This window comes from Pseudomonas sp. LB3P58 (genome assembly GCF_054897895.1).
Genome location: NZ_JBUBVE010000001.1, coordinates 2,207,542 through 2,231,335, shown reverse-complemented (window position 1 = coordinate 2,231,335; position 23,794 = coordinate 2,207,542). Strand labels below are relative to the sequence as shown.

Here is a 23,794-nt window from a genome sequence, read left to right as displayed (position 1 = left end):
GAGCGTGGGAATGATCATTAGCTTCAGGCCTTTTTCTTGTACGCGATGCAGTCAATCTCGACCTTGCAATCGACCATCATGTTCGCCTGCACACAGGCCCGGGCCGGGGCGTGTTCGCTTTTGAAGTATTCGGAAAACACCTTGTTGAAACTCCAGAAATCCCGTGGGTCTTCCAGCCACACACCGGTGCGCACCACGTCCTCAAGACCGTAACCGGCCTCTTCGAGAATCGAGATCAGGTTCTTCATGGTCTGGTGAGTCTGTTCGACGATGCCACCCACAATGATTTCGCCATCCAGCGCCGGTACTTGCCCGGACACATGCAGCCAGCCATCGGCCTCAACGGCGCGGGCGAAAGGACGGGGCTGGCCGCCACCGGCGGTGCTGCCGGTGCCGTAACGAGTAATGCTCATGAGTGTTTCTCCTGATTGAAAATGAGGGTTTAAAACCGCGTGTTCTTGAGAAATTCTGCCAGGCGTGGCGATTGCGGGCGTTCGAACAGTTCCTTGGGTGGCCCCTGCTCTTCGATCCGCCCCTGATTCATGAAGACGATCTTGTCCGAGACCTCGAAAGCGAAGCGCATTTCGTGGGTCACCAGCAGCATGGTCATGCCGTCCTCGGCCAGGCCTTTGATCACGCTCAGCACTTCACCCACCAGTTCCGGATCGAGGGCCGAGGTCACTTCGTCGAACAGCATCAGGCTCGGGTTCATCGCAATCGCCCGGGCAATCGCCACGCGCTGCTGCTGACCACCGGACAACTGACCGGGGAAGTGATCGCGGCGTTCCAGCAAGCCGACCCGCTCCAGCCATTTCTCCGCCAGGGCCACCGCTTCATCCTTGTGCAGCTTTTTGACCTTGAGCAAACCGAGGGTGACGTTCTGCAGCGCCGTGAGGTGCGGAAACAGGTTGAACTGCTGGAACGCCATGCCGGTCATGGCCCGATGCCGGGCGATGACTTTTTCCGGGTGACGCACGCGCTTGCCGTTGACCTCGTCATAACCGATGGACTCGCCATCGAGCATGATCTGCCCGCCCTGAAATTCTTCGAGCATGTTCACGCAACGCAGCAGCGTGGTCTTGCCCGAGCCGCTGGAACCGATCAGCGTCACGACGTTGCCGCGCTGCATCGTCAGGTCGACGCCCTTGAGCACTTCGAGCTGGCCGTACTTTTTGTGCAATCCGCGAATGTCCAGCAGGGGCTGACCGTTTTGAGCTGCTTTTACGTTAGAGAGCGAAGGTTGAGTCATGGCAAGGCCACCCGCTTTTCAATGTGCCGGCCGAGTAATTCGATGGCGTAGTTGATGACGAAAAACAGAAATCCGGCGAACAGGTAAAACTCGAGGGTCATGAAGGTCCGGGCGATGATCTGCTGCGTACTGAGCAGCAACTCGGCCACACCGATCACCGACAGCAGCGTGGAAGCCTTGACGATCTCGGTGGACGAGTTAACCCAGGTCGGCAAGATCTGCCGCAACGCCTGAGGCAACAACACGTAACCGAGCGCTTGATAAAACGTCAGGCCAATGGCCTTGCTCGCTTCCATCTGACCACTGGGCAGTGCTTGCAACGCGCCGCGCACAATCTCGGCGACGTGGGAGCCGCAAAACAGCGTCAGCCCCAATGCACCGGCCTGAAACGCACTGATCTGCCAGCCCAGCGCAGGTGCCATGTAGAAGCAGGCGAGCACCAATACAAACACCGGCGTGCCGCGAATGATGTCGACGTAAAACCGAAACGGCGCGCGCATCCAGAACTTGCCGTAGGTCAGCACCAGGCCGGCGACGATGCCGACCATCGTGCCCAGCAAAATCGCCAGGGCCGAGACCTGCACACTGGTCAAAAAGCCTTGCCACAGGACTTCCCGGGCAACCCATAACTCATGCAACCAACTGGGGGATTCGTACATGTAGGCCTCCTATCGGCGAATCGCCAGACGCTGCTCGAGGTAACGCAGCATCATGGCAATGAGGTAACAGGCCGCCACATAGAGCGCTGTGGTCACCAGCCAGGTTTCAATCACCCGGTAGCTCTCGACATTGATCTTGCGCGCGTAATACGTCAGCTCCGGCACGGCAATCGCCGCGGCCAGCGAGGTGTCCTTGAACAGCGAAATGAAGTTGTTCGACAAGGCCGGCAGCACATTGCGCAGCATCACCGGCACGGTGACGTACGCCTTGACCTGCCACTCGCCCAGACCGATCGCCAACCCCGCTTCGCGTTGGCCCTTGGGAATGCTCAACAACCCGCCGCGAAACACTTCGGTCAGATAGGCCCCGGCATACAACGACAGCGTGATGATGAATGACGGGATCTTGTCCAGACGGATCCCCAGGCTCGGCAAGGCGAAGTAGATCAACAGAATCAACACCAGAATCGGCGTATTACGGATTACCGTCACATACACCGACGCCAGCACCCGTAACGCGCGGTGTTTTGACAGCAAAGCAAACGCCATCATCAGGCCGATCACGCAACCGATGGCGATCGACACCAGCGCCAGCTCAAGACCCAGACCGAGCCCCGCCAGCAAGGTGTCGAAATCGCGCCACACGGCGGCAAAGTTCAACTGATAGTTCATGGTCAGCAGTACCTTGAACGGGGCGATCGGAACCGCCCCGCTCTCACGGGATCATTTGAATTCGACGGGGAAACCGATGGCGGGCGACGGCAGATCGACACCGAACCATTGCTTGAACGACGCTGCGTAGGTTGGGAACTCCACGCCTGTCATGCCTTCATGCAAAACGGTGTTGACGAAGTTCAGCCAGTCCTGATCGCCGCGTTTGACCGCGCAGGCGTAGGTTTGCGGGCTCCAGGCGTAGGTCGGGCTGCGATAGCGACCAGGGTTCTGCACCATCAGGTATTTCACCGAGGACTGATCGGTGGCAGCGGCGTCGGCGCGACCGGAGTTCACCGCCTGATACATCAGGTCCACGCTGTCGTACTGATCGACCTTGGCCTTGGGCAACGCCTGATGCACCAACTCTTCGGCGTACACGTTCTGCAGCACCGCCACGGTCACGCCGTCGCCGGCAGCTTTGAGGTCTTCGATTTCCTTGTACTTGCTGTTGGCCGGCAACAGCAGGCCGACACCTTCGCGGTAGTACGGCAGCGTGAACGCCACCTGCTGCGCACGACTGGCGGTGACGGTAATGAACTGGCAACTCATGTCGACCTTGTCGGTCAGCAGGTTGGGAATCCGCGCATCGGATGACTGCACCACGAACTCGACCTTGCTCGGGTCGTTGAACAACCCCTTGGCCACCATTCGCGCGATATCGATATCAAAACCCTGCAACTTGCCGTCCGCTCCCTGGAAGTGCCACGGCGCATTGGTACTGCCGGTGCCCACAATCAGTTTCCCGCGGGCCAGCACGCTATCGAGCTTGCTGTCCGCCGCCTGGGCCACACCCATGACAGCAGCCGAAGCCGCGAGAACAAAAACACACGCTTTAAACAAGGAAGGTCGGCGATGCATGGCAAGCACTCCAGGATGATGTTTATTCCGCTATACCGGATATTGGTATGTAACAACGGAATAGACAGCAGAAAGTGTGCCACAGGATGTGGGCGGAATGTTGGGGAGATTGAAAAGTGTTTTGAATCAAATGGATGGAGAAAATACAACACCGACGCTACGAAATGCACAGGTGAACGACCGCTACCGTTGGCTACAACGTGCGGGTATCTGGTTCACAGTTGGAGTTTTGATGGGCTAATTCGGTGCAGCGCTACTGAGTCGGTCAGCGGGAACGTGCGGGTTTACAAGACGCTCCTGAAGTTTCCTTTTGAACTGATCCTTCAGGTTCACTCCAAGCTTTTTCCATTCTTTCCAGGCTTTTTCTGAAAACTCCAGCTCATAGGTCATCAATCGAAACCTTTATGGTCGGATCGTTTTCCCGCTCTTTACAAAGGGCAAGTAACTCCAAGTCATCCACGCGATTCATCATGGCTTCGTACTCTTTTGCGGGAACACAATAGAAAGCCGGCTTATTGCGGTTAAGGATCGCAACAGACAGGCCTCCGCCGGCAGCGACCGTTCCCATCGGATTTTTTTTCAATTTAGAAATGCTGGCCATCACCTGCGAAAGCACGATATGTGTCATGAAGTTGTTCCTGAGGAGTGAACAAAAAGTATCACGCCACACGCTTCCAGCTTTCCGTGTGTCCTGTCGGGTTGGTCCTGTAACACTGTAAGGAGTGCCCGAGTCTACGTAGGAAACCTACCTACCTGTTATTTCTGACAGTAGACCCATCCCTGCGCCTTCCTTTACCGTCGACGGACCGTCAATGGCCGTTGTGAAAAGGAGACTTCAATGAGCTCGACAACCACCCCTGCAGCGCTGGCCCCGGTCTACCGCAAGGCCCTGAAAACCTGGCGCCCGGTGATCCTGTACTTCGGCAATCAACACTGCCCCGCCTGCGAAACGGCCGGGCCGATTTTTCGTCAGATTGGCGAACGATATCGCCATCACGCGCAGATCTACATGCTGAACACCAGCGAATCCCCCCGCCACCCGGACGTCACCGGCACTCCGACCGTGCTGTTTTACAAGGATGGGAAGTTGCTGAAGAAGCTCAAGGGAATTGGCACTGAGCAAACCCTGCAGGAAGACTTCGCCAGGCACATTGGCAAGGTGAAACCGGCAATGGGGAAGCGCAAACCGGTTCACGATCTGGCGTGGTTGCTCCAGACCCTGCGAAGGTTGCGCACTGTGCCTCGCGCAACTGGGCAGTTGAGTCGGCGGGTTTGCTGTTAGATCGCTTTCGCGAGCAGGCTCGCTCCCACAGATGACCGTGTCTGTTTGGGTAACTCGGTCAATTGTGGGAGCGAGCCTGCTCGCGAAGCTTTTGCGCTTAGCGATTTTTGACCTGCTCGATATACCTCGCCACCGCCGGTGACTTTTCGAATCGCCGATGGATCAACGACAACCAGGAGCTCGCCTCACACCCATTGATCGGCCGGTACAAGACACCGGGCAGACTGACATGGCCGACCACCGATTCCGGCACCACCGCCACGCCCTGCCCCAACGACACCAGCGCAATGACCGCCACCAGCCCGCCCGGTTGCGCCCCCAGTTTCGGCGCAAACCCACCCTCGGCGGCGACTTGCAACGTGCCGCTGATTTGCTCCGGCAAGATGAACGTCTCGTTCTGCAAATGTTCCGGGCCAATCTCTGGCAATCGGCACAGCCAGGACTCGGCCGACACCGCCAGCACGAAGCCTTCTGCGTCCAGGCGAATGGCATCCAGGCCTTCGGGCAAGGTCATGGGTGAGCGGACATAGCCAATATCGAAACGCCCCTCGACCACCATCATGGGCAATGACGCCATGGGACTTTCCCGTACGTTCAGGCTGACGTCAGGACACTCGCGGCTGAAGGCTTGCACTTGTTTCTGCAGCAAGCCCGAATACACCGCCGAAGCCACGTAACCCAGTTCGATATGGCCAATATCCCCGCGCCCGGCACGCTGGGCGTTGTACTGAGCGTATTCGAATTGCCGCACCGTCGCCTCGGCCTCGATCAACAGCGCGGCGCCGGCCTCGGTCAGGCTGACTTCACGTGTCTGGCGCACGAACAATCGCGTGCCGAGTTCGTTCTCCATGTCCTGGATCTGTCGAGTCAAGGTCGGCGGTGCGATACCGAGTTGTTCGGCGGCGCGGGTGAAGTTGCCTTGCCGGGCAACGGCCAGAAAATAGCGGAAATGCCGTATGTCCATGGGTGCGTTAGCTCAAAGGTAATGAAGTGACAAGGCACGCCTAACAAGGGAAGCGTCAACAGACGATAAGCTGCACTGACTTTCACAGTAGAGAAACGCTGCCATGCCCGTCAAACCCAAGGTGAGCCCGCGACTGACATTACTCACAGCCTCAGGCGTTTGCTCGCTGATTGTCCTCGACACCAACATTGTCGCAGTGACGCTGCCCACGATCGCCCGCGACCTGGGCGCAAACTTTGCCGACATCGAATGGGTAGTCAGCGCTTACATGCTGGCCTTCGCGGCCCTTTTGTTGCCGGCTGGCAGCATCGCCGACCGCTTCGGCCGGCAGAAAACCCTGCTCTGCGGGTTGGCCATTTTCATCCTCGCGTCCATCGGTTGCGGTGCCGCGCCCAACGCGCTGTTCCTCGACATCGCCCGGGCGATCAAGGGTGTCGGCGCGGCCTTGCTGCTGACCTCGGCGCTCGCCTCCATCGGCCACACCTTTCACGATGAAGTGGAACGGGCCAAGGCCTGGGCGTTCTGGGGCGCGTGCATGGGGGTAGCGATGACCGCCGCGCCGACGGTCGGCGGGCTGATTACCGAATACATGGGCTGGCGCTGGATTTTCTACCTTAACCTGCCCGTCGGAGTGTTCCTGATGGTGATGGTCTGGCGCGCCGTGCCGGAGTCCCGCGACACTCAGTCCGCACGCCTCGATCCCTGGGGCAGCCTGGCGTTCAGTGCGAGTTTGCTGTGCCTGATCTGGGGCCTGATCGAGGCGAACCGGATCGGCTGGAGCAACCCTCTGACCTACGCTCGACTGATCGGCGGCGCCTTGTTGCTGGGGCTGTTCGTGGTGATTGAGCGGATGCAGCGGCGGCCGATGGTCGACCTGCAACTGTTCAAGCATCCGCGCTTCATCGGCGCATTATTGGGCATGTTCGCCTACGCCGGTTGCGCCCAGGTGATGATGACCCTGCTGCCCTTCTACCTGCAAAACGGCCTGGGTTTCTCGGCCATCGCTTCAGGCCTGGGGATGTTGCCGTTTGCCCTGACCATGCTGATTTGCCCACGCATCGGCGTACGTCTGGCGAGTCGATTTGCCCCCGCCACGTTGATGGCCGCCGGTTTGACTCTGGTCGGCAGCGGCAATCTGCTCAGTGCCTGGGCGGTCAGCAGCGGTGGTTACCTGCCTTTCGCCTTCGCGATTGCCGTGACCGGCGCCGGTGCCGGACTGCTCAACGGCGATACGCAGAAGAACATCATGGCCTGCGTGCCACGGGAGCGTACCGGCATGGCTTCAGGCATGAGCACCACCATGCGCTTCAGCGCCATCGTTCTGGCCATTGGCGTGTTCGGCGCGTTGCTGTCCAGTCATACCGAGCTGTTGTTGCGTACGAGCCTGACGGCGCAGGGTGCGCAATGGCTCGACCAAACCCAGGGCATCGCCTCGCGGGTGGTAGCCGGTGACATGACGGCGGCGATGGGCCTGTTGCCGGAAACCGCGCGCACCGTGGTCGAACCGTTGGCCCGTCAAGCCTTCGTCGGTGGCTTCAGTCTGCTGTTGTGGGTTGCGGGGTTGTTGGCGCTACTGGGTGCGCTGGTGGTGGGCACGCTGATGCGCAATCCGATCCCCGCTCCGTCGACCGCCGCTATCGGCGCGAATGCTTGAATGACGCCAGCACCCGCTCGGCATTCGCATCGCAGCCCATGCCTTCGGGTTTCGCCTGTATGTCGTCGATCACCGCCAGCAGCTTCGCCTTGCTCTGCGCCAGGTGTAGCTGCATTTCTTCGATCTGATCGACTTTGCGCTTAAGCCCCGCCAGCAGTTCGTCGTGCTTGAATTCACCGGTGAGGGTGTCCGGCATCAACTGTTTCAACTCTTCCAGGCTGAACCCTGCCTGCTGGGCGCATTGGATCAGGTACAGCGTCTGCAATACCTGCTCGGGGTAATGCCGGTAGCCATTGGCCCGACGTTCCACTTTCTGGATCAGGCCCTGGGCTTCGTAAAACCGAATACGCGATGGGTTGAAGCCACTTAACTCCGCCAATTCACCAATCTTCATCTCAACCTCATTTGCCTGCTTGACATTAAAGTTAACTTTAAGCTTAGCCTCTACTCATCACTGATGAGGAGTCAAGCATGTCGCCCTTCCAAGTATTGAATTTGCCCAACGGCCAGACCATCGGCAACCGCATCGCCAAAGCCGCGATGGAAGAGAACCTCGCTGACAGCGGTCAGGCACCCGCAGAGGCCTTGTTCCGGCTGTATCAGGCGTGGGCCGAAGGCGAAACCGGACTGTTGCTGACGGGCAACGTGATGATAGACCGCCGCGCCATGACCGGCCCCGGTGGCGTGGTGCTGGAGGATGAGCGCCACCTGGAACGCTTTCGCCAGTGGGCCAGCATTGGTCGGGCCGGTGGCGCGCAGTTCTGGATGCAGCTCAATCATCCTGGCCGTCAGACCATGGCCAACCTCGGCCAGCAAGCGTTAGCGCCGTCCGCGGTGGCGCTGGACTTGGGTGGGTTCTCGAAGATGTTTGCCGAGCCCAAACCCATGAGCGAGCGCGACATCGAAGAGGTCATTCAACGTTTCGCCACCAGCGCTGCCCTGGCGGAAAAGGCCGGTTTCACCGGGGTGCAGATTCATGCCGCGCACGGTTATCTGATCAGCCAGTTCCTCTCGCCCTTGACCAACCGCCGAACCGACCGCTGGGGTGGTTCCCTGGAAAATCGCGCTCGCTTGTTGTTGGCGGTAGTCAGCGCCGTGCGCGAGTCTGTGTCGCCGCAATTTTGCGTGGCGGTGAAGCTCAACTCGGCGGATTTCCAGCGCGGCGGTTTCGATGCCGACGATGCCCGGCAGGTGATTCAGTGGCTCAACGATCAACCGATCGATCTGCTGGAACTCTCCGGCGGCAGCTACGAAGCCCCGGCCATGCAAGGCGAGGCCCGGGATGGTCGGACCCTGGCGCGTGAAGCATACTTTCTGGAGATGGCCGGTGAGCTGGCCAGTGTGGCGAACATGCCGGTGATGGTGACGGGCGGGATTCGACGTCTGGCGATCGTCGAACAGGTGCTCGACAGCGGCATCGCCATGGCCGGGATCGGCACGGCGCTGGCGCTCGAACCTCAACTGGTCAAACGCTGGCGCGAAGGTCAGAACAGTCACCCGCAACTGCCACCGATTCGCTGGAAACGCAAACCCCTGGCGGCACTGGCGAGCATGGCCGTCGTGAAATTCCAGCTCAATCGCCTGAGTCGTGGGCGCAAGACCCGTCCCGATGTGTCGGCGCTATGGGCGTTGATTCTCGACCGCGTGTACATCGCCCGGCGCACTCGTCAATACCGTCAGGCAATGGGAATGAAGTAATCCAATGTGGGAGCGAGCCTGCTCCGGGCGGCGTTCCGACGAAAGCGCCCGACCAGTCATGATGTCACCTGACACACCGCTATCGCGAGCAGGCTCACTCCTACAAGGGGTACGTCTGCGCTGCAAGTGTGTTTACCGTCCGGAAAAACGCAATCTGGATAACTGACGCAAATCCCCGTCGAGGTAATAGTCATCGGTCCAGCTGTCATCCGCCGCCAACGGCTGGACCTGCTTGAGCGCGAGTTTCTTGGCGAAATAGCGAAAGCGGTAATGCTCGTAGAACCGCAGCAGTTCCAGACCATAACGGTCTGCCAGATCGGTATCACCGCGAATGATCAGGTAGTTCTCGTCATTGCCATTGCTGGCCGCGGCACTGAGGTTATGGCTGCCGCTGATGATCGTCGGCGCATCGCTGGTGAAGTCCGTCACCACGGCTTTGGTGTGCACCAGCAGGTTGCCCTTCTGGCCTTTCATGTTCTCTCGGAGCCAGCCTTCCAGCCCGGTGTTGAGCAGCGCGGTGGCGGCGAATTCGGCGGTGCGGTCGGCGTGGAAACCGGTGATGCTGCTGGCGGTGTTTTGCAGGCCGTAACGCAAAATGTCATCGTGGGGCAGGCCGAGCAAGGCGCTCAGGATGTCGTCGGGCAAAGCGAACGCGGTGACGAACAGCACGTCCTTTTTTGCGGCGTTGATGATCTCGACAAACTCATCCAGATCCCCTTTGCCCAAGCGCGGTGAGAAACCGGCGAACATCGGCTGCAGCGGATCCATCGGGTTATTTTGCGTGAGCCAGTTTCGGGTGACGCCGACATCCGCAGGGTTAGCCCAGACCTCCTCGAAGGTATGCAGATAGCTGCTGCTGACGCGTGTCTCGTCCAGCACATGCACCACGTTGGCCTGTCGGTAAACGCCGTTGGGCGTGAAGTTGGTGCTCCCGCAAAGCAACGACTCCGGCTGCCGCTGTCCCGCTGCGTCGAGCCGGCTCAGGACGATGAATTTGTTGTGGAAGATATTGTGGGTGACCCGCCCACGCTTGTTCTCTGCCGGGATTTTTTCCAGGCTGGCCTCGTTCATGGTGGTGTCCTCATCACCCGGTTGAGCGTGATACAGGACTCGAACGTTTACCCCACGTTCGAACGCGGCATTGACCGCATCGACAATGGCCTGCAATTCATATTCGTAGATGGCAATGTCCAGCGCCCACTGGCCATCCACCGCACGCTCGATAAACCCCAGCAAGCGTCCGAGCAAACCGTTTTCCAGCCATTGCCGCGGGGCATCCGGCCAGGCTTCGATGGGCAGGTTCTTGTTGGCGCTGATCAGCGCGTCGAGCTCGGGAAACTTGCGCTGGAACGCCTGGCTGGCGGCGACCGCACGGTTGAAGATCACGCTTTGGTTACCCGGCTGACCATTGTCGGAGGTGACCGTCACTTCCAGGGATTCACCCAGTTGCGGCGCATCAACGGAGCCGTAGGCCAGGTGGATTCGGTAATGGATCGTCATCCCCGGATTGACCGCGTAATCGGCCCAGCGAAATTTCTGTAATGGCGCGATATCGCTGGGGGTGGCGTGAAACTGGGGAAACGTATGCACCTTGCCGAGGAAGGTCAGGCTGTTGAACAGAAACAGCCAGGGCTTGGGGCCTTGCTGTTTTTCGATGGCGAAACCCAATAGACCTTTGCGGCGGGGTTCGGCCAGGTCCATGGCCAACAGCACGCCATTGGTGCCGGCGTAGGCTTTGACGCGGAAATCGTCCTGAATGTTGGCGGCTAGAACGCGCATGACTCACTCCTGTGAAGATCTTTTCGGTTCACTCCATATCATCGATATGCCGGTACTGCGCCTGCAATTGAGTTGCCAATACTTTAGACCGTCCAAGACGAATCGGCCCCCGTTCGATGTCGATCAGCAGCCCCGGACAATCAAGCGTCGGCAACATCGACCAGTCCTTCAACCGCCCATCGGTCACCAGCAACAAGCGCTGCTGTTCCGCCGGAAAGCGTTTTTGCCGTGCCGTCAGCCAGAGCCCCGCCTCACCCAGCGCCGCCAGCAACGGCGTACCACCGCCCGCTCCGAGCCCATCTAACCAATTGCGTAACCCGGCGGAGGCTTTCAACCCTTGCACTTGCCATTTCGGCACATGCCCACTGGCAGTCAGCAACGCCAGGCGTGCACGCTGGCGATAGGCATCGTCGAACAGCTGCGCGAGCAAGCCCTTGGCATCGCTCAACGCCTGATGACGACGGGTCGAGGCCGAGGCGTCGACGATCACCAGCCACAGTTCGTGGGGCGAACGGGTGCGCAGGTGAAACAAGACATCGGCGCGCTGACACGGGCGGCCGTTCAGCAAGGTGCCGGGCCAATTGATCGAGCCGCTGCGCGCCGCGTGACGTTTACCCTGTTTGCCGTTATCCAGCCGTCCGGCGCGGGGTCTGGCATTCGCCCCCGCGTCAGATCGAGGGCGAATGCCTAGGGCTTTTTTGGCCAGCTCGGCACGTCACGTCGGGCGCCGACCGGGAGCGCCTGAGCGGGCATTTCACCCCATTGGCCCTGGCCTTCGCTCGGATTGGCATTTTGCGTAGAGGGCGGCTGACTGTGTTGCGGCGCCGGTGGCGACTGCTCGCGGCGGCGATGGCGCAAGGCAAATTCGGCGACGGCGTCGATATCTTCCTCGGCGATGGCGCTCGCCCCGCGCCACGCCGCGTGAGCACGCGCCGCGCGCAACCAGACCAGGTCGGCCCGCAAGCCATCGACACCGGCGGCAAAACAGCGCTCGGTAATCTGCGCCAGCGCATGATCGTCGAGCGGGATGCTTGCCAGTGCGCTGCGCGCCTTCTGGCAACGTTCGCGCAGCGATTGCTGTTGGCTTTCCCATTCGGCGCAGAAACTGTGGGGGTCGTTGTCGAAATCCAGCCGCCGACGAATGATCTGGCCACGCTCGGCCGGTGCCGTGTGGCCACTGAGGGCGACGTTCAGGCCAAAACGGTCGAGCAGTTGCGGACGCAGCTCACCCTCTTCCGGGTTCATGGTGCCGATCAGGACGAACTTCGCCGAATGCCGATGGGAAATGCCGTCGCGCTCGATCAGGTTGGTGCCGCTGGCGGCCACATCCAGCAGCAGGTCCACCAGGTGATCGGGCAGCAGATTGACTTCATCGACGTAGAGCACGCCGCCGTCAGCCTTGGCCAGTACGCCGGGGGAAAACTGTGCGCGCCCCTCGCTCAGGGCGGCGTCCAGGTCTAGGGTGCCGACCAGTCGTTCTTCGGTGGCGCCCAACGGCAAGGTGACGAATTGGCCGCTGGCGAGCAAGTCCGCCAAGCCACGGGCCAGGGTCGACTTGGCCATGCCGCGGGGGCCTTCGATGAGAACGCCGCCGATTTTCGGGTCGATGGCGGTCAGGTACAGGGCGAGTTTCAGATCGTCGGCGCCGACCACGGCGGAGAGGGGGAAATGGGGGATGTCGGTCATCTTAAATACTCGGTCATGGTCGGTGATCCATCAGCAGCACCTTAATCCCTGTGGGAGCGAGCTTGCTCGCGATGGCGGCGTGTCAGCCAAAATTAATATTGAATGATCCACCGCTATCGCGAGCAAGCTCGCTCCCACAGGGTTCTGCGGCGCATTAGCTGTCTTCTTCTATGTCCAGCAATAAATTCTCCAGCGCTTCACGGTAGTCGCCCGGTTCCTTCCACATCCCCCGCTGCTGCGCCTCAAGCATCCGCTCGGTCATGTCGCGCAACGCATGCGGATTATGCTCACGGACAAAATCCCGGGTCGCAGGGTCCAGCAAATACGCATCCGCCAGCAACGCATACTGGTGATCGTCGATCAGTTGCGTAGTGGCATCGAACGCAAACAGATTATCAACCGTCGCCGCCAGTTCAAATGCGCCTTTATAGCCGTGGCGCTTCACGCCGTCGATCCACTTCGGATTGGCTGCCCGCGAGCGAATCACCCGGCTCAGCTCTTCCTTCAACGTACGGATTTTCGGCAGATCCGGCTGACTGTGATCGCCATGGTAACTGGCCGCCGCTTCGCCACTGAGGCTTTCCACGGCCGCGAGCATGCCGCCCTGGAACTGGTAATAGTCGTTGGAGTCGAGCAAGTCGTGTTCACGGTTATCCTGGTTTTGCAGCACAGCCTGAACCTGGCTCAGGCGCTGAGCGAACTGCTCTCGCGCCGCGGTGCCTTCGTCAGAACCACCGTAAGCGTAGCCGCCCCAGTTCAGATAAACCTCGGCCAGATCGTCGCGGCTTTGCCACAGACGACCATCGATGGCGCCCTGCACGCCCGCGCCATAGGCACCGGGTTTGGCGCCAAAGATGCGCCAACCGGCCTGACGCTTGGCCGCCTCTTCATCCAGCCCCGATTGCATCAATGCTTCGCGCTCGGCACGCACTTTGGCCGCCAAGGGGTTGAGGTCGTCCGGCTCGTCGAGGGCGGCGACCGCTTGCACGGCGGCGTCGAACAGACGGATCAGATTGGCAAAGGCATCGCGGAAGAATCCGGAGACGCGCAACGTCACGTCCACGCGCGGACGGTCCAGCAGACTCAGCGGTAGAATCTCGAAGTCGTCAACTCGCTGACTGCCCGTGGCCCAGACCGGTCGCACGCCCATCAGCGCCATGGCCTGAGCGATGTCGTCGCCGCCGGTGCGCATGGTCGCGGTACCCCACACCGACAGGCCGAGCTGACGCAGGTGATCGCCGTGGTCTTGCAGGTGTCGTTCAAGAATCAGGTTGGCCGACTGGAAACCGATACGCCACGCGGTGGTGGTCGGCAGGTTACGCACGTCCACCGAGTAGAAGTTGCGCCCGGTCGGCAGCACGTCGAGCCGACCGCGACTCGGCGCACCGCTGGGGCCGGCCGGCACGAAGCGACCGCTTAGGGCGTCAAGCAGACCGCGCATTTCCGCCGGGCCGCAAGCGTCCAGACGCGGGGCGACGACTTCGCGCAGGCTGTCGATGATGGCTTTCACCTCTGACCAGCCTGGCGCGTTCAGCTGCTCAACTTCAGTGATCAAGGCTTGCTCGATCAGGTGCGTGGCAAACAGTTCCAGACGTTCGCGGGTATCACCTGCCGTGCGCCAGACTTCATCGGTGAGCGTTTGCAGTTCAATCGGACGCGGCCCGGTCCACGGTTCGGCGAGCGCACAATCCAGCGGATCGAAGCCCAACGTGAACGCCTTGGCCAAGGCCCGCAGCAGACTCGATTGCGCACCACGCCCATCGCCACGCGGAATGCGCAACAACGCCAACAACGTATCGATACGCAAACGCCCGGTCGGCGACTCGCCAAACACATGCAAACCGTCGCGGATCTGCGACTCTTTCAAGTCGCACAAATAGGTGTCCAGACGCGGCAACCAGATCGCCGCATCGGCATCACTGTCGAGCTTCTCGTCCAGTTGCAGTTCGCGGTCGATGTGCGTGTCGCGCACCAGTTGCAGGATGTCGCGCTGCAATTCCCGGGCACGGCGCGGATCGAGTAATTGCGCTTCGTAATACTCGTCGGCGAGTAATTCGAGGTTGCGCAACGGGCCGTAAGTTTCAGCGCGGGTCAGCGGCGGCATCAGGTGATCGATGATCACCGCCTGCGTACGGCGCTTGGCCTGGGCGCCCTCGCCCGGATCGTTGACGATAAACGGATAGATGTTCGGCAACGGCCCGAGCAGCGCATCTGGCCAGCAATTCTCGGACAGCCCGACGCCTTTGCCCGGCAACCATTCGAGGTTGCCGTGTTTGCCGACGTGGATCACGCCGTGGGCGCCATAGGTGTTACGCAACCAGAAATAGAACGCCAGATAACCGTGAGGCGGCACCAGGTCCGGGTCGTGATACACCGCGCTCGGGTCCACCTGATAACCCCGCGCCGGTTGAATGCCGACGAAGGTCAGGCCAAAGCGCAGCCCGGCGATCATCATTCGCCCGCCACGGCACATCGGATCGCTTTGCGGCGAGCCCCAACGTTCCAGCACGGCCTGGCGGTTGGCTTCGGGCAAGGCGTTGAACATCAGCAGGTAGTCGTCCATCGCAAGGCTTTGCTGACACGGACGCTGGTCGAGGGTGTCGAGGTCGTTGCTGACGCCACCGAGTAACTGCTGGATCAACGCGGTCCCGCTATCAGGCAGCTCGGCCGGCAGCGGATAACCTTCTTTATGCAGCGCACGCAGGATATTCAGCGCGGCGGCCGGGGTGTCGAGGCCCACGCCATTGCCGATGCGACCATCGCGGGTCGGGTAGTTGGCGAGGATCAGGGCGATGCGTTTTTCGCTGTTCGGTACACGCGCCAGATCAATCCAGCGTCGCGCCAGTTCGGCGACAAAATCCATGCGCTCCGGTTGTGGCCGGTAGCAGACCACATCGGATTGACTGCGCTCGCTGCGCCAAGCCAGGTCCTTGAAGCTGATCGGTCGGCTGATGATCCGCCCGTCCAGTTCCGGCAGCGCGATGTGCATCGCCAGATCACGCGGACCGAGGCCTTGCTCGCTGGCGCGCCAACCCGGTTCGTTGTCCTGAGCACAGATCGCCTGGATCACCGGAATATTGCGGCGAAACGGTCGCAAGTGCGGCGCTTCGGGGCTGGATTGTGCGAAACCGGTGGTATTGAGAATCACCCCGGCTTCGACTTCGTCCAACAGGTCCTCGACCACCGTCAGGCAGCCGGGTTCTTTCAAACTGGCCACGGCAATGGGCAACGGGTTCAACCCTGCCGCCTGCAAACGCTGGCAGAAAACATCGATGAAGCCTGTATTGGCCGCCTGCAAATGCGAGCGGTAGAACAGCACCGCCGCCACCGGTTGATCGGCCTGCCAGTCGGCTTGCCAATCCTTCAGTTCAGCGGGGCTTTTGTGCGGGTGGTAAATCGCTGTGCGCGGCAGGGTTTGCGGTTCGGCCCAGGCGTAGTCGCGGTCCAGCCAGCGATTGGCAAGGCAGCGAAAAAAATCCAGAGCATTGTTCATGCCACCCTGACGCAGAAACTGCCAGAGCCGGTCGCGGTCTTCCGCGCCCACCGTGCTCAGCTCGCTGAGTTCCGGGTCCGGGCGATCATCGCCTGGCACCAGAATCAGCTGCACGCCGCGCTCCGACAGTTGCACCAGTTGCTCGACGCCGTACCGCCAATAGGCGATGCCGCCGTGCAGCGAAATCAGAATCACCTTGGCGTGGCGCAGCACTTCGTCGAAGTAGAGATCGACCGAGGCGTGATTCTGCACCTGCATCGGGTTGGCCAGGCGCACACTCGGGTAGTCGTCGGGCAGTTGCTGCGCGGCTTCGGCGAGCAGCGCGAGGCTGGAGTCGCCGCTGCACAGGATCACCAGCTCGGCGGGGGTTTGTCCAAGGTCGGCAATGTTGTCATCCGACACGAAACCGCCGGGCTGGGTCCTGAGCAGGTGCATGGCTTAAACGCTGAGCGCAGCGCGCAATTGCGCTTCAAGCAGAGTGGCGTCCAGCTCCTGACCGATCAACACCAGACGCGTGGTGCGCGCTTCGTCGGCGCCCCACTGACGGTCGAAGTGCTTGTCGAAACGTGTGCCCACGCCCTGGATCAGCAGGCGCATTGGTTTGTTCGGGATCGCCGCGAAACCTTTGACGCGCAGGATGCCGTGTTGGACCACCAGTTGAGTCAACGCGTCCAGCAGCAGGCTTTCGTCGGCTTGCGGCAATTCGATGGAGATGGAGTCGAAGGCATCGTGGTCGTGATCATCTTCGCCTTCATGGTGGTGATCGTGATGGCTGTGACGGCTGTCGATGTGTTCTTCGGAGCCGGCGCCGAGGCCGATCAGCACGTCCAGTGGCACGCGACCGCTGCTGGCTTCGATGACTTTCACCGCTGGCGGCAGTTCTTCAGCGACTTCCAGGCGCACACGGGCCAGGTCTTCAGGGCTGATCAGGTCGGCCTTGTTGAGGATCACCAGGTCGGCGCTGGCCAGTTGGTCGGCGAACAGCTCGTGCAGCGGCGATTCGTGGTCCAGGTTCGGGTCGAGTTTGCGCTGGGCATCGACCTGGTCCGGGAAAGCCGCGAAAGTGCCGGCGGCGACCGCTGGGCTGTCGACCACGGTGATGACCGCGTCAACGGTGCAGGCGCTGCGGATTTCCGGCCACTGGAAGGCTTGCACCAGAGGTTTTGGCAGGGCAAGACCCGAGGTTTCGATCAGGATGTGGTCGAGGTCGCCGCGACGGGCGACCAATTCGCGCATCACCGGGAAGAATTCTTCCTGAACGGTGCAGCACAGGCAGCCGTTGGCCAGTTCGTAGACGCGGCCGTTGGCTTCTTCTTCAGTGCAACCGATGGAGCACTGCTTGAGGATTTCGCCGTCGATGCCCAGCTCGCCGAACTCGTTGACGATCACCGCAATGCGGCGGCCCTGAGCGTTGTCGAGCATGTGCCGCAGCAAGGTGGTTTTGCCCGAGCCGAGGAAGCCGGTAACGATGGTGACGGGGAGTTTGGCCAGTGTTTTCATCGGATGCCCTTTGGCAAGGTGGCGGGCATACGGGACGACGACCGCTGCTGCATAGGCGCGCGGAAGATTTCGCCACCGGATCACCCCGCCCGGTTGTAGTGAGAATTCGTTTCGAGGCAGGTCTCCTGGCTGACGGTGTGCCAATCGTTCGACTGGCGTTGGCTGCGCCTTCCCGCGAACCCTTTGCACAGGGTTTGCAGTGGCGTGGCAGCGAACATCACCGTTCACAGTTGCGGGGGCAGCCGCGGCATCGACCGCGTTCCCTTCTTAGCTTCGGCAGACGCCGAAGAACCTCGAAAGCGCAAGGCTACGCATCGTGTGGGGGCGGGTCAATGTCTTGTGGCGCTCTCACTGGCCCCATCGCGAGCAGGCTCGCTCCCACATTGGAATGCGATCAACTGTGGGAGCGAGCCTGCTCGCGATGAAGTCGCCTCGGCCCCAAGTTGAGAACCCTTGCCAATTGACGCCCAACCCCCGCCCATGCTCTCCTACACGCCTTGTTACGGGTGCCCTTCACAGGGTGAAACGGGAAACCGGTGAATCATGTGCTTTACTCTAAAGTCATGTCAGTCCGGTGCTGCCCCCGCAACGGTAAGCGAGCGAAGCGTCAGATCCACTGTGCCAGCAGTTCGGCATGGGAAGGTGATGCTTGCAGGTCAAGGCGAAAGCCAGTGCCCCTCGTGAGCCCGGAGACCGGCCCGCAACACAAAGTGACCATTACGATCACTGAATAACAAACCCGCGGTGGGCGGGCGCTGTTTGAACCTCTGCGATCCCGATTCGCAGGGGTCTTCCATGCGCTCTAAATCACCCGCTGACAGACCAGAGGGAAGCGCCATGTCGATCATCAGCAGCACCGGCAGCAACACCGATAAAAGCACCGCCAGCACCACCAATACCCTGACTCAACGCCTGACCGCCGCCGTGTGTGCGTCGATCCTGGGTGCGTGCCTTGTGTATTTCGCCGGTTTCTCGCACATCGAAGCGGTGCACAACGCCGCTCACGATACCCGCCACAGCTCTGCATTCCCGTGCCATTGAGACCTGCTGACATGATCAAGCGTATTGCGCAAACCGCAGGGTTCACCGGGCTGCTGGCCGCCCTACTGCTGACCCTGCTGCAAAGCTTCTGGGTGGCCCCGCTGATTCTGCAGGCCGAGACGTTCGAAAAATCCGAGCCCGCCGCTGTTGAAGTTCACGAACACGCCGCAGGTGCTGTCGCCGCTCACACCCACGATGCTGAAGCCTGGGAACCGGAAGACGGCTGGCAGCGCGTGCTGTCCACCACCGGCGGCAACCTGGTGGTAGCGGTCGGTTTCGCCCTGATGCTGGCCGGTCTTTACACCTTGCGCGCGCCGACCAAAACCTCCCAAGGCCTGCTTTGGGGCCTGGCCGGTTATGCGACGTTCGTGCTGGCACCGACCCTCGGCCTACCGCCTGAACTGCCGGGCACTGCTGCGGCTGATTTGGCGCAACGGCAGATCTGGTGGATCGGCACGGCCGCCTCCACCGCGGTCGGCATCGCATTGATCGTGTTCAGTCGTCACTGGCTAATGAAAGTGCTCGGCGTGGCAATCCTGGCTGTTCCTCATGTGATCGGCGCACCACAACCGGAAGTCCACTCGATGCTGGCTCCAGAAGCCCTGGAAGCTCAGTTCAAAATCGCTTCGCAGCTGACCAACATGGGATTCTGGCTGGCCTTGGGCCTGATCAGTGCCTGGTTGTTCCGCCGCAAAAGCGATGGTCAATACCACGCATGACTGAGATCAGCACAGCGCCGACTCTGGTAGTCGGCCTGGGCTGCCAGCGCGGCTGCCCCGTCAGCACGCTGCGGGCGCTGCTCGATCAGGCGTTACAGGCTTATAAAATCGAACTTCACCAGATCAAGGCCCTGGCCAGCATCGACCTGAAGCGCGAAGAACCGGGCTTGATCGAATTGGCCGAACAGCTTGCGTTACCATTGCAGTATTTCAGCTGTGAACAATTGGCCGTCTATCAACCGCAACTCAGCCACCGCTCGGACATCGCGTTCGAACGCACCGGCTGCTACGGCGTCGCGGAAAGTGCCGCCCTGGCCCTGGCCGAACACCTGGCCCAGGCACCGGCAAAATTGCTGATCTCACGACAAAAATATGCCCAGGCAACCTTGGCGTTGGCCGGCGCTGCCTAAAATCCTCGATAATCCCCGTCTTTGATCATGAGCAATCTTCATCTGAAGCCTTGCCCAGCCCCTTTTTCTCACAGGAACCGACGATGACCGTCTACTTCATTGGCGCAGGTCCCGGCGACCCGGAACTGATCACCGTCAAAGGCCAACGGCTGATTCGCAGCTGCCCGGTGATCATCTATGCCGGCTCCCTGGTGCCCGCCGCCGTGCTGGAAGGCCATCGCGCCGAACAGGTGGTCAACAGCGCCGAACTGCACCTGGAACAGATCATCGAGCTGATCAAATCCGCCCATGCCAAGGGTCAGGACGTGGCCCGGGTGCACTCTGGCGATCCGAGTCTTTATGGCGCCATTGGCGAGCAGATTCGCTACCTGCGCGAACTCGACATCCCGTTTGAAATCATTCCCGGCGTCACGGCCACGGCGGCCTGCGCGGCGCTTCTTGGCGCGGAACTGACGTTACCGGACGTGTCGCAAAGCGTGATCCTGACCCGCTACGCCGACAAGACCGCGATGCCCGCCGGCGAAGAGCTCGGCAGCCTGGCGCAGCACGGGGCGACCATGGCGATCCATCTGGGGGTCAATCATCTGGAGAAGATCCTGGCCGAATTGCTGCCGCATTACGGCGCGGATTGCCCGATTGCGGTGATTCACCGGGCGACCTGGCCGGATCAGGACTGGGTGGTGGGGACGTTGGCGGATATTGCCCAGAAGGTTGAAGCAAAGGGGTTTCGACGCACGGCGTTGATTTTGGTGGGGCGAGTGTTGGGCAGTGATCACTTCAGTGAGTCGTCGCTGTATCGTGCCGGGCATGCGCATCTGTATCGCCCATAGATCAAAAGATCGCAGCCTACGGCAGCTCCTACATAGGGATGCGTACACCTGTAGGAGCTGCCGAAGGCTGCGATCTTTTAAGGCTTCACCCATAAAAAACGGCGCTCACGGGGCGCCGTTTTTTATGTCTGCAGCGAACACCTTACTTAGTAGTAGGCGTTTTCTTTCTGCGTGTGGTCGGTGACGTCACGAACACCCTTGAGCTCGGGAATGCGCTCGAGCAAGGTGCGCTCGATACCTTCGCGCAAGGTGACGTCTGCCTGGCCGCAGCCCTGGCAACCGCCGCCGAACTTCAACACGGCGATGCCGTCTTCGACCACATCGATCAGGCTGACCTGACCGCCGTGGCTGGCCAGCCCCGGGTTGATCTCGGTTTGCAGGTAGTAGTTGATACGCTCATTGACCGGACTGTCGGCGCTGACCATCGGTACTTTGGCGTTTGGCGCCTTGATGGTGAGCTGGCCGCCCATACGGTCGGTGGCGTAGTCGACTACCGCATCGTCCAGGAAGGCTTCGCTGAACGAGTCGATGTAAGCGGTGAAGCTTTTGAGCCCCAGCGCCGTGTCTTCAGGTTTTTCTTCGCCCGGCTTGCAATAAGCAATGCAGGTTTCGGCGTACTGGGTGCCAGGCTGGGTGATAAAGACGCGGATGCCGATGCCTGGGGTGTTCTGCTTGGAGAGCAGATCAGCCAGATAATCGTGGGCGGCGTCGGTAATGGTAATAGCGGTCATGGAAACTCCTCGCAGGCTTGGGCGCAGTTTACGCCAATCATCGCGCCGTACAAAGTCCTAGTATTTTTGTCGGGAAAGCGCAGCGGATCCAATGTGGGAGCGGGCTTGCTCGCGAAGAGGCTATAACAGTCAATATTAATGTTGACTGGTCTACCGCCTTCGCGAGCAAGCCCGCTCCCACACTGGATCGCAGGCACCTCTAAATTCCGCGCATCAAAGATTCTCGTACCGGTTCATGTCCAGCACGCCCTCTTCCACCGGTTCGGTCTCGTGGACGTACCGGCTCAGGTCATGGAAGTAGAACCAGAACTGCGGATGGCTGCGGCGAATGCCCCAGCGCTCGACGATTTTCTCGAAACTGGCAGCGTCTTTGGCGTTTTCCATTGCATCGACGAACGCGGGCACTTGCTCGGCCGGGATGTTGAACATGAAGTTCGGATAGCTGCTGAGCACGCCCGGAAAAATGGTGATTGTGTCGAGCCCCGGTTGATAACGCAGAGATTCACCGAGCAGAAACGCGACGTTACTGTGCGCCCGGTTGCGCAGCAGGCTGTAAACCTCGCGCTTGCCGCTCGCGGTTTCGATGCGCAGCAGGGTCGCTTCCGGCAACTGATCGATCACCTTCAACCCGGCCGCCGGACGCGAAGTCAGACGACTCAACGCCTGTTCGGCGCTCTGCAAGGCCAGATCGATGTTCGGCCGCGAGCAATAAGCGCCGTCACAACGGTTGATCGGATCCGGTTTGGCGTTGAGGTCGCCGTAACGGGTGAGCAACTGCAGGGCAAAATCGCGTTTCGGGTCTTTTTCGTTCAGTACCAGCGCCGTTTCTTTGTCGTTGTCGATGGCCTCGTAGTCCAGCCACATCTTGAATTTGCCGCCGCTCTGGTACCAGTCGTCGAGGTAGTCGTCGCGCGAATTGGCCGGCATCAGGCGCAGAAAATTCTGCTCGGCGCCGTTGCGGATCAGGTCGAAGTACAGGCGCGTTTGCGCCTGATGGGAAACATTGCCGAACACGTCGAAGTTGACCGCCAACTGGTAATACGTGCGCTCCAGCAGCGGGAAGTCGAACAGCCACATCGTTTGCGGCACGTCACCGATCAGGCCTTTGTTCACCGAGGCACTGTCGAAATGCCGGAAGATCGTCAGCAAGGCGTTATCGTTACCGGCCCATAAGGTCGACCAGCTCGGCGCTGGCGCATCGGCGTAACTGTCACGGCGCAGCGCCTCGTACTCGTTACGCTTGTCGCGGTAGTCATGCCACAGGCTCAGGACGCTGCCGACATCGTCGTTCTGCCCCGGCATCGCCAGCAACGGCGTGGCCTGGCCGCGGTACTTCGGATCGATGATGTAGAGGTCGTGCTCAGGCGCCTGGAACAGTGCCCAGAAGTTATCGCGGATCACGTCGGTGGCGATCTGGCCGCGGCACACCGGGCCGCGAATAAACGTACGGACGAAGTATTCGGCGTTATCGAGCATGAATTGATAGCGCGCCTGGGCCGGGATCGCCTCGAACGTGGTGAACGGATTGGCCCGACGCTCCGGCCCATAGCCCGGCAAGGCGTGGACCTGCCAGTTGCCGTTATAGAAGAGGCTTTTGATGCGTGCCATCTTCGCCGCGCTCAACGGGTAGGTGATGTGGGTCTTTTGCACAATCACGCCTTGCACCGGCCACAAGCGGTAATACACCTGAGTGCCCGGATCGTCATTCGGGCGGCGTGTATTGATCAGATCGATCGGCTGGCCGGTCGGCGTGCGCGAACGCACCCACTGAAAGAAATGCCCCGGCTCGCCGTCCTTGAAATAGAGATGAGCGAGAAACCAATGCTCGAACAACCAGCGCCCCACCAGGCTTTGCCGTGCGCCCGGTGAATTGAGCAGGTTTTCCCACTGCACCACCTGCAACGCTTCTTTGGCGCTCGGCACAAGGCCTTGCTCGTCAATCGGTGCGCCGGACGCCAGCCAGCGTTGCAGCGTCTGGTATTGCTGGTCGGTCAGGCCGGTGACCGCCAGCGGCATGCCCTCTTGGGGATGTGATTTGGCGTAGCCGTCGAACTCGGCCGGCAGGGCGCACATGTTTTCCCGGTTCAGGCCAAGGACGATGTCCTCCGGCAACCTGGCGTTGGGTTGCAAGGGGGTTTTGTGGCCCAGCTCGAGCATCCGCGCCATCAACGCGGCCTGACTGCCCTGAGCGTCGAGCACCGAATAGAAGTCCTTTTGCTGCCAGGCGCGTTTGCCGAAGGCGTCATAAAACAGCCGGGTCGGCGCGACAGCCTGGCGGCGATCGCCAACGTAGACCGGGATCTTGGTTGCGCCACGGGCAGCCCCTTCGCCACTGCCCAGATTGAGCTGACAGGCGGCGTCATAGCAGGCATGGCAGGCCACACACTTTTCGGTGAAGATCGGTTGGATGTCGCGGCTGTAGGAAATGGCAGAGGAAATGGCCGGATCCTGCGCGGCAGCGCCCCAGCTTAAAAACAGCAAAACAATGCTGATGACGCGATAAGACATATCCCTGGTCCCAATCATG

The 23,794-nt window shown here is 60.6% G+C and carries 22 protein-coding genes, 1 pseudogene and 2 riboswitches; of the genes and pseudogenes, 7 read left to right on the top strand and 16 right to left on the bottom strand.

All coding sequences use genetic code 11. The features are described 5' to 3' along the window. Positions 1 to 23: 23 nt before the first annotated feature. From ACYZTZ_RS10460 to ACYZTZ_RS10430, 7 genes and pseudogenes are all read right to left on the bottom strand, one after another. A complete protein-coding gene (locus ACYZTZ_RS10460) occupies positions 24 to 413 on the bottom strand; it encodes a RidA family protein (protein WP_461998119.1) in 390 nt (129 codons plus the stop codon). A gap of 29 nt (positions 414 to 442) precedes the next feature. Then, positions 443 to 1,249: an amino acid ABC transporter ATP-binding protein gene (locus ACYZTZ_RS10455; protein WP_461998118.1), complete on the bottom strand. Its 807-nt coding sequence runs from the start codon at positions 1,247 to 1,249 to the stop codon at positions 443 to 445. Next, the gene (locus ACYZTZ_RS10450) at positions 1,246 to 1,908 is read right to left on the bottom strand and encodes an amino acid ABC transporter permease (RefSeq protein WP_008033040.1); all 663 of its coding nucleotides are present in this window, start codon (positions 1,906 to 1,908) and stop codon (positions 1,246 to 1,248) included. Before ACYZTZ_RS10450 ends, ACYZTZ_RS10455 begins: the two co-directional genes overlap by 4 nt. A 9-nt stretch (positions 1,909 to 1,917) precedes the next feature. Next, on the bottom strand, positions 1,918 to 2,580 hold the full coding sequence (locus ACYZTZ_RS10445) for an amino acid ABC transporter permease (RefSeq protein ID WP_008015908.1): 663 nt from the start codon (positions 2,578 to 2,580) through the stop codon (positions 1,918 to 1,920). Between the two features lie 51 nt (positions 2,581 to 2,631). After that, positions 2,632 to 3,480: a transporter substrate-binding domain-containing protein gene (locus tag ACYZTZ_RS10440; protein WP_033061661.1), complete on the bottom strand. Its 849-nt coding sequence runs from the start codon at positions 3,478 to 3,480 to the stop codon at positions 2,632 to 2,634. Positions 3,481 to 3,735: 255 nt separating this feature from the next. Further along, positions 3,736 to 3,870 (bottom strand): annotated as a pseudogene (locus tag ACYZTZ_RS10435) (type II toxin-antitoxin system RelE family toxin); the annotation flags it as partial. Then, entirely contained in the window at positions 3,860 to 4,108 is a 249-nt protein-coding gene (locus ACYZTZ_RS10430) for a type II toxin-antitoxin system Phd/YefM family antitoxin (protein ID WP_461998117.1), read from the bottom strand. The pseudogene ACYZTZ_RS10435 and the gene ACYZTZ_RS10430, both read right to left, overlap by 11 nt. Before the next feature lie 210 nt (positions 4,109 to 4,318). On the opposite strand from ACYZTZ_RS10430, the gene ACYZTZ_RS10425 reads away from it, so the two are divergent. Then, positions 4,319 to 4,762, top strand: coding sequence for a thioredoxin family protein (locus ACYZTZ_RS10425; protein ID WP_461998116.1), 444 nt, complete (start codon positions 4,319 to 4,321; stop codon positions 4,760 to 4,762). A 97-nt stretch (positions 4,763 to 4,859) separates the two neighbouring features. On the opposite strand, the gene ACYZTZ_RS10420 is transcribed toward ACYZTZ_RS10425, so the two are convergent. After that, positions 4,860 to 5,726: a LysR family transcriptional regulator gene (locus ACYZTZ_RS10420; RefSeq protein WP_461998115.1), complete on the bottom strand. Its 867-nt coding sequence runs from the start codon at positions 5,724 to 5,726 to the stop codon at positions 4,860 to 4,862. A gap of 103 nt (positions 5,727 to 5,829) precedes the next feature. On the opposite strand from ACYZTZ_RS10420, the gene ACYZTZ_RS10415 reads away from it, so the two are divergent. Further along, the gene (locus tag ACYZTZ_RS10415; protein WP_461998114.1) at positions 5,830 to 7,380 is read left to right on the top strand and encodes an MFS transporter; all 1,551 of its coding nucleotides are present in this window, start codon (positions 5,830 to 5,832) and stop codon (positions 7,378 to 7,380) included. Here ACYZTZ_RS10415 and ACYZTZ_RS10410 read toward each other — a convergent pair. Then, positions 7,361 to 7,774 (bottom strand): MerR family transcriptional regulator, encoded by a 414-nt coding sequence (locus ACYZTZ_RS10410; protein ID WP_046048475.1) that lies wholly within the window; start codon positions 7,772 to 7,774, stop codon positions 7,361 to 7,363. The two genes, ACYZTZ_RS10415 and ACYZTZ_RS10410, sit on opposite strands and share 20 nt — an antisense overlap. A 77-nt stretch (positions 7,775 to 7,851) precedes the next feature. On the opposite strand from ACYZTZ_RS10410, the gene ACYZTZ_RS10405 reads away from it, so the two are divergent. Next, on the top strand, positions 7,852 to 9,078 hold the full coding sequence (locus ACYZTZ_RS10405; RefSeq protein ID WP_461998113.1) for an NADH:flavin oxidoreductase/NADH oxidase family protein: 1,227 nt from the start codon (positions 7,852 to 7,854) through the stop codon (positions 9,076 to 9,078). Between the two features lie 132 nt (positions 9,079 to 9,210). On the opposite strand, the gene ACYZTZ_RS10400 is transcribed toward ACYZTZ_RS10405, so the two are convergent. The 5 genes from ACYZTZ_RS10400 to cobW all read right to left on the bottom strand — a co-directional run bounded on the left by ACYZTZ_RS10400 (position 9,211) and on the right by cobW (position 17,536). Beyond that, positions 9,211 to 10,857, bottom strand: a complete 1,647-nt coding sequence (locus tag ACYZTZ_RS10400; RefSeq protein WP_461998112.1) for a phospholipase D-like domain-containing protein — start codon at positions 10,855 to 10,857, stop codon at positions 9,211 to 9,213. 28 nt (positions 10,858 to 10,885) lie between these two features. Next, a complete protein-coding gene (locus ACYZTZ_RS10395) occupies positions 10,886 to 11,491 on the bottom strand; it encodes a vWA domain-containing protein (protein ID WP_462000659.1) in 606 nt (201 codons plus the stop codon). Positions 11,492 to 11,544: 53 nt separating this feature from the next. Beyond that, positions 11,545 to 12,543, bottom strand: a complete 999-nt coding sequence (locus ACYZTZ_RS10390; RefSeq protein ID WP_461998111.1) for an ATP-binding protein — start codon at positions 12,541 to 12,543, stop codon at positions 11,545 to 11,547. Positions 12,544 to 12,697: 154 nt separating this feature from the next. Further along, on the bottom strand, positions 12,698 to 16,471 hold the full coding sequence (gene cobN / locus ACYZTZ_RS10385) for a cobaltochelatase subunit CobN (RefSeq protein ID WP_461998110.1): 3,774 nt from the start codon (positions 16,469 to 16,471) through the stop codon (positions 12,698 to 12,700). 3 nt (positions 16,472 to 16,474) lie between these two features. Next, the gene (gene cobW / locus ACYZTZ_RS10380; protein WP_046048481.1) at positions 16,475 to 17,536 is read right to left on the bottom strand and encodes a cobalamin biosynthesis protein CobW; all 1,062 of its coding nucleotides are present in this window, start codon (positions 17,534 to 17,536) and stop codon (positions 16,475 to 16,477) included. Between the two features lie 98 nt (positions 17,537 to 17,634). Continuing rightward, a riboswitch (cobalamin riboswitch) is annotated at positions 17,635 to 17,847 on the bottom strand. A 176-nt stretch (positions 17,848 to 18,023) separates the two neighbouring features. Further along, a riboswitch (cobalamin riboswitch) is annotated at positions 18,024 to 18,252 on the top strand. 121 nt (positions 18,253 to 18,373) lie between these two features. Here cobW and ACYZTZ_RS10375 point away from each other — a divergent pair. The 4 genes from ACYZTZ_RS10375 (at position 18,374) to cobM (ending at position 20,536) form a co-directional block, all read left to right on the top strand. Then, positions 18,374 to 18,577, top strand: coding sequence for a CbtB domain-containing protein (locus tag ACYZTZ_RS10375; protein WP_008150980.1), 204 nt, complete (start codon positions 18,374 to 18,376; stop codon positions 18,575 to 18,577). An 11-nt stretch (positions 18,578 to 18,588) separates the two neighbouring features. Next, on the top strand, positions 18,589 to 19,296 hold the full coding sequence (locus ACYZTZ_RS10370; protein WP_461998109.1) for a CbtA family protein: 708 nt from the start codon (positions 18,589 to 18,591) through the stop codon (positions 19,294 to 19,296). Next, on the top strand, positions 19,293 to 19,706 hold the full coding sequence (locus ACYZTZ_RS10365) for a cobalamin biosynthesis protein (RefSeq protein WP_461998108.1): 414 nt from the start codon (positions 19,293 to 19,295) through the stop codon (positions 19,704 to 19,706). The genes ACYZTZ_RS10370 and ACYZTZ_RS10365 overlap by 4 nt, the downstream gene beginning before the upstream one ends. 83 nt (positions 19,707 to 19,789) lie before the next feature. Next, a complete protein-coding gene (gene cobM, locus ACYZTZ_RS10360) occupies positions 19,790 to 20,536 on the top strand; it encodes a precorrin-4 C(11)-methyltransferase (protein ID WP_461998107.1) in 747 nt (248 codons plus the stop codon). Positions 20,537 to 20,682: 146 nt separating this feature from the next. On the opposite strand, the gene nfuA is transcribed toward cobM, so the two are convergent. Both nfuA and ACYZTZ_RS10350 read right to left on the bottom strand, forming a co-directional pair. Beyond that, positions 20,683 to 21,267 (bottom strand): Fe-S biogenesis protein NfuA, encoded by a 585-nt coding sequence (nfuA, locus tag ACYZTZ_RS10355; protein WP_008150988.1) that lies wholly within the window; start codon positions 21,265 to 21,267, stop codon positions 20,683 to 20,685. 213 nt (positions 21,268 to 21,480) lie between these two features. Beyond that, positions 21,481 to 23,775, bottom strand: coding sequence for a fatty acid cis/trans isomerase (locus ACYZTZ_RS10350; protein ID WP_461998106.1), 2,295 nt, complete (start codon positions 23,773 to 23,775; stop codon positions 21,481 to 21,483). Positions 23,776 to 23,794 lie beyond the last annotated feature (19 nt).

What these genes read in the sequence shown, in the direction of transcription:
- ACYZTZ_RS10390 (WP_461998111.1), bottom strand. Translation starts at nt 12,543, where the DNA reads ATGACCGACATCCCCCATTTCCCCCTCTCCGCCGTGGTCGGCGCCGAC.
- ACYZTZ_RS10375 (WP_008150980.1), top strand. Translation starts at nt 18,374, where the DNA reads ATGTCGATCATCAGCAGCACCGGCAGCAACACCGATAAAAGCACCGCC.
- ACYZTZ_RS10430 (WP_461998117.1), bottom strand. Translation starts at nt 4,108, where the DNA reads ATGACACATATCGTGCTTTCGCAGGTGATGGCCAGCATTTCTAAATTG.
- ACYZTZ_RS10450 (WP_008033040.1), bottom strand. Translation starts at nt 1,908, where the DNA reads ATGTACGAATCCCCCAGTTGGTTGCATGAGTTATGGGTTGCCCGGGAA.
- cobW (WP_046048481.1), bottom strand. Translation starts at nt 17,536, where the DNA reads ATGAAAACACTGGCCAAACTCCCCGTCACCATCGTTACCGGCTTCCTC.
- ACYZTZ_RS10445 (WP_008015908.1), bottom strand. Translation starts at nt 2,580, where the DNA reads ATGAACTATCAGTTGAACTTTGCCGCCGTGTGGCGCGATTTCGACACC.
- ACYZTZ_RS10365 (WP_461998108.1), top strand. Translation starts at nt 19,293, where the DNA reads ATGACTGAGATCAGCACAGCGCCGACTCTGGTAGTCGGCCTGGGCTGC.
- ACYZTZ_RS10410 (WP_046048475.1), bottom strand. Translation starts at nt 7,774, where the DNA reads ATGAAGATTGGTGAATTGGCGGAGTTAAGTGGCTTCAACCCATCGCGT.
- ACYZTZ_RS10370 (WP_461998109.1), top strand. Translation starts at nt 18,589, where the DNA reads ATGATCAAGCGTATTGCGCAAACCGCAGGGTTCACCGGGCTGCTGGCC.
- cobM (WP_461998107.1), top strand. Translation starts at nt 19,790, where the DNA reads ATGACCGTCTACTTCATTGGCGCAGGTCCCGGCGACCCGGAACTGATC.
- ACYZTZ_RS10460 (WP_461998119.1), bottom strand. Translation starts at nt 413, where the DNA reads ATGAGCATTACTCGTTACGGCACCGGCAGCACCGCCGGTGGCGGCCAG.
- ACYZTZ_RS10425 (WP_461998116.1), top strand. Translation starts at nt 4,319, where the DNA reads ATGAGCTCGACAACCACCCCTGCAGCGCTGGCCCCGGTCTACCGCAAG.
- ACYZTZ_RS10400 (WP_461998112.1), bottom strand. Translation starts at nt 10,857, where the DNA reads ATGCGCGTTCTAGCCGCCAACATTCAGGACGATTTCCGCGTCAAAGCC.
- ACYZTZ_RS10420 (WP_461998115.1), bottom strand. Translation starts at nt 5,726, where the DNA reads ATGGACATACGGCATTTCCGCTATTTTCTGGCCGTTGCCCGGCAAGGC.
- ACYZTZ_RS10405 (WP_461998113.1), top strand. Translation starts at nt 7,852, where the DNA reads ATGTCGCCCTTCCAAGTATTGAATTTGCCCAACGGCCAGACCATCGGC.
- ACYZTZ_RS10415 (WP_461998114.1), top strand. Translation starts at nt 5,830, where the DNA reads ATGCCCGTCAAACCCAAGGTGAGCCCGCGACTGACATTACTCACAGCC.
- ACYZTZ_RS10455 (WP_461998118.1), bottom strand. Translation starts at nt 1,249, where the DNA reads ATGACTCAACCTTCGCTCTCTAACGTAAAAGCAGCTCAAAACGGTCAG.
- cobN (WP_461998110.1), bottom strand. Translation starts at nt 16,471, where the DNA reads ATGCACCTGCTCAGGACCCAGCCCGGCGGTTTCGTGTCGGATGACAAC.
- ACYZTZ_RS10440 (WP_033061661.1), bottom strand. Translation starts at nt 3,480, where the DNA reads ATGCATCGCCGACCTTCCTTGTTTAAAGCGTGTGTTTTTGTTCTCGCG.
- nfuA (WP_008150988.1), bottom strand. Translation starts at nt 21,267, where the DNA reads ATGACCGCTATTACCATTACCGACGCCGCCCACGATTATCTGGCTGAT.
- ACYZTZ_RS10350 (WP_461998106.1), bottom strand. Translation starts at nt 23,775, where the DNA reads ATGTCTTATCGCGTCATCAGCATTGTTTTGCTGTTTTTAAGCTGGGGC.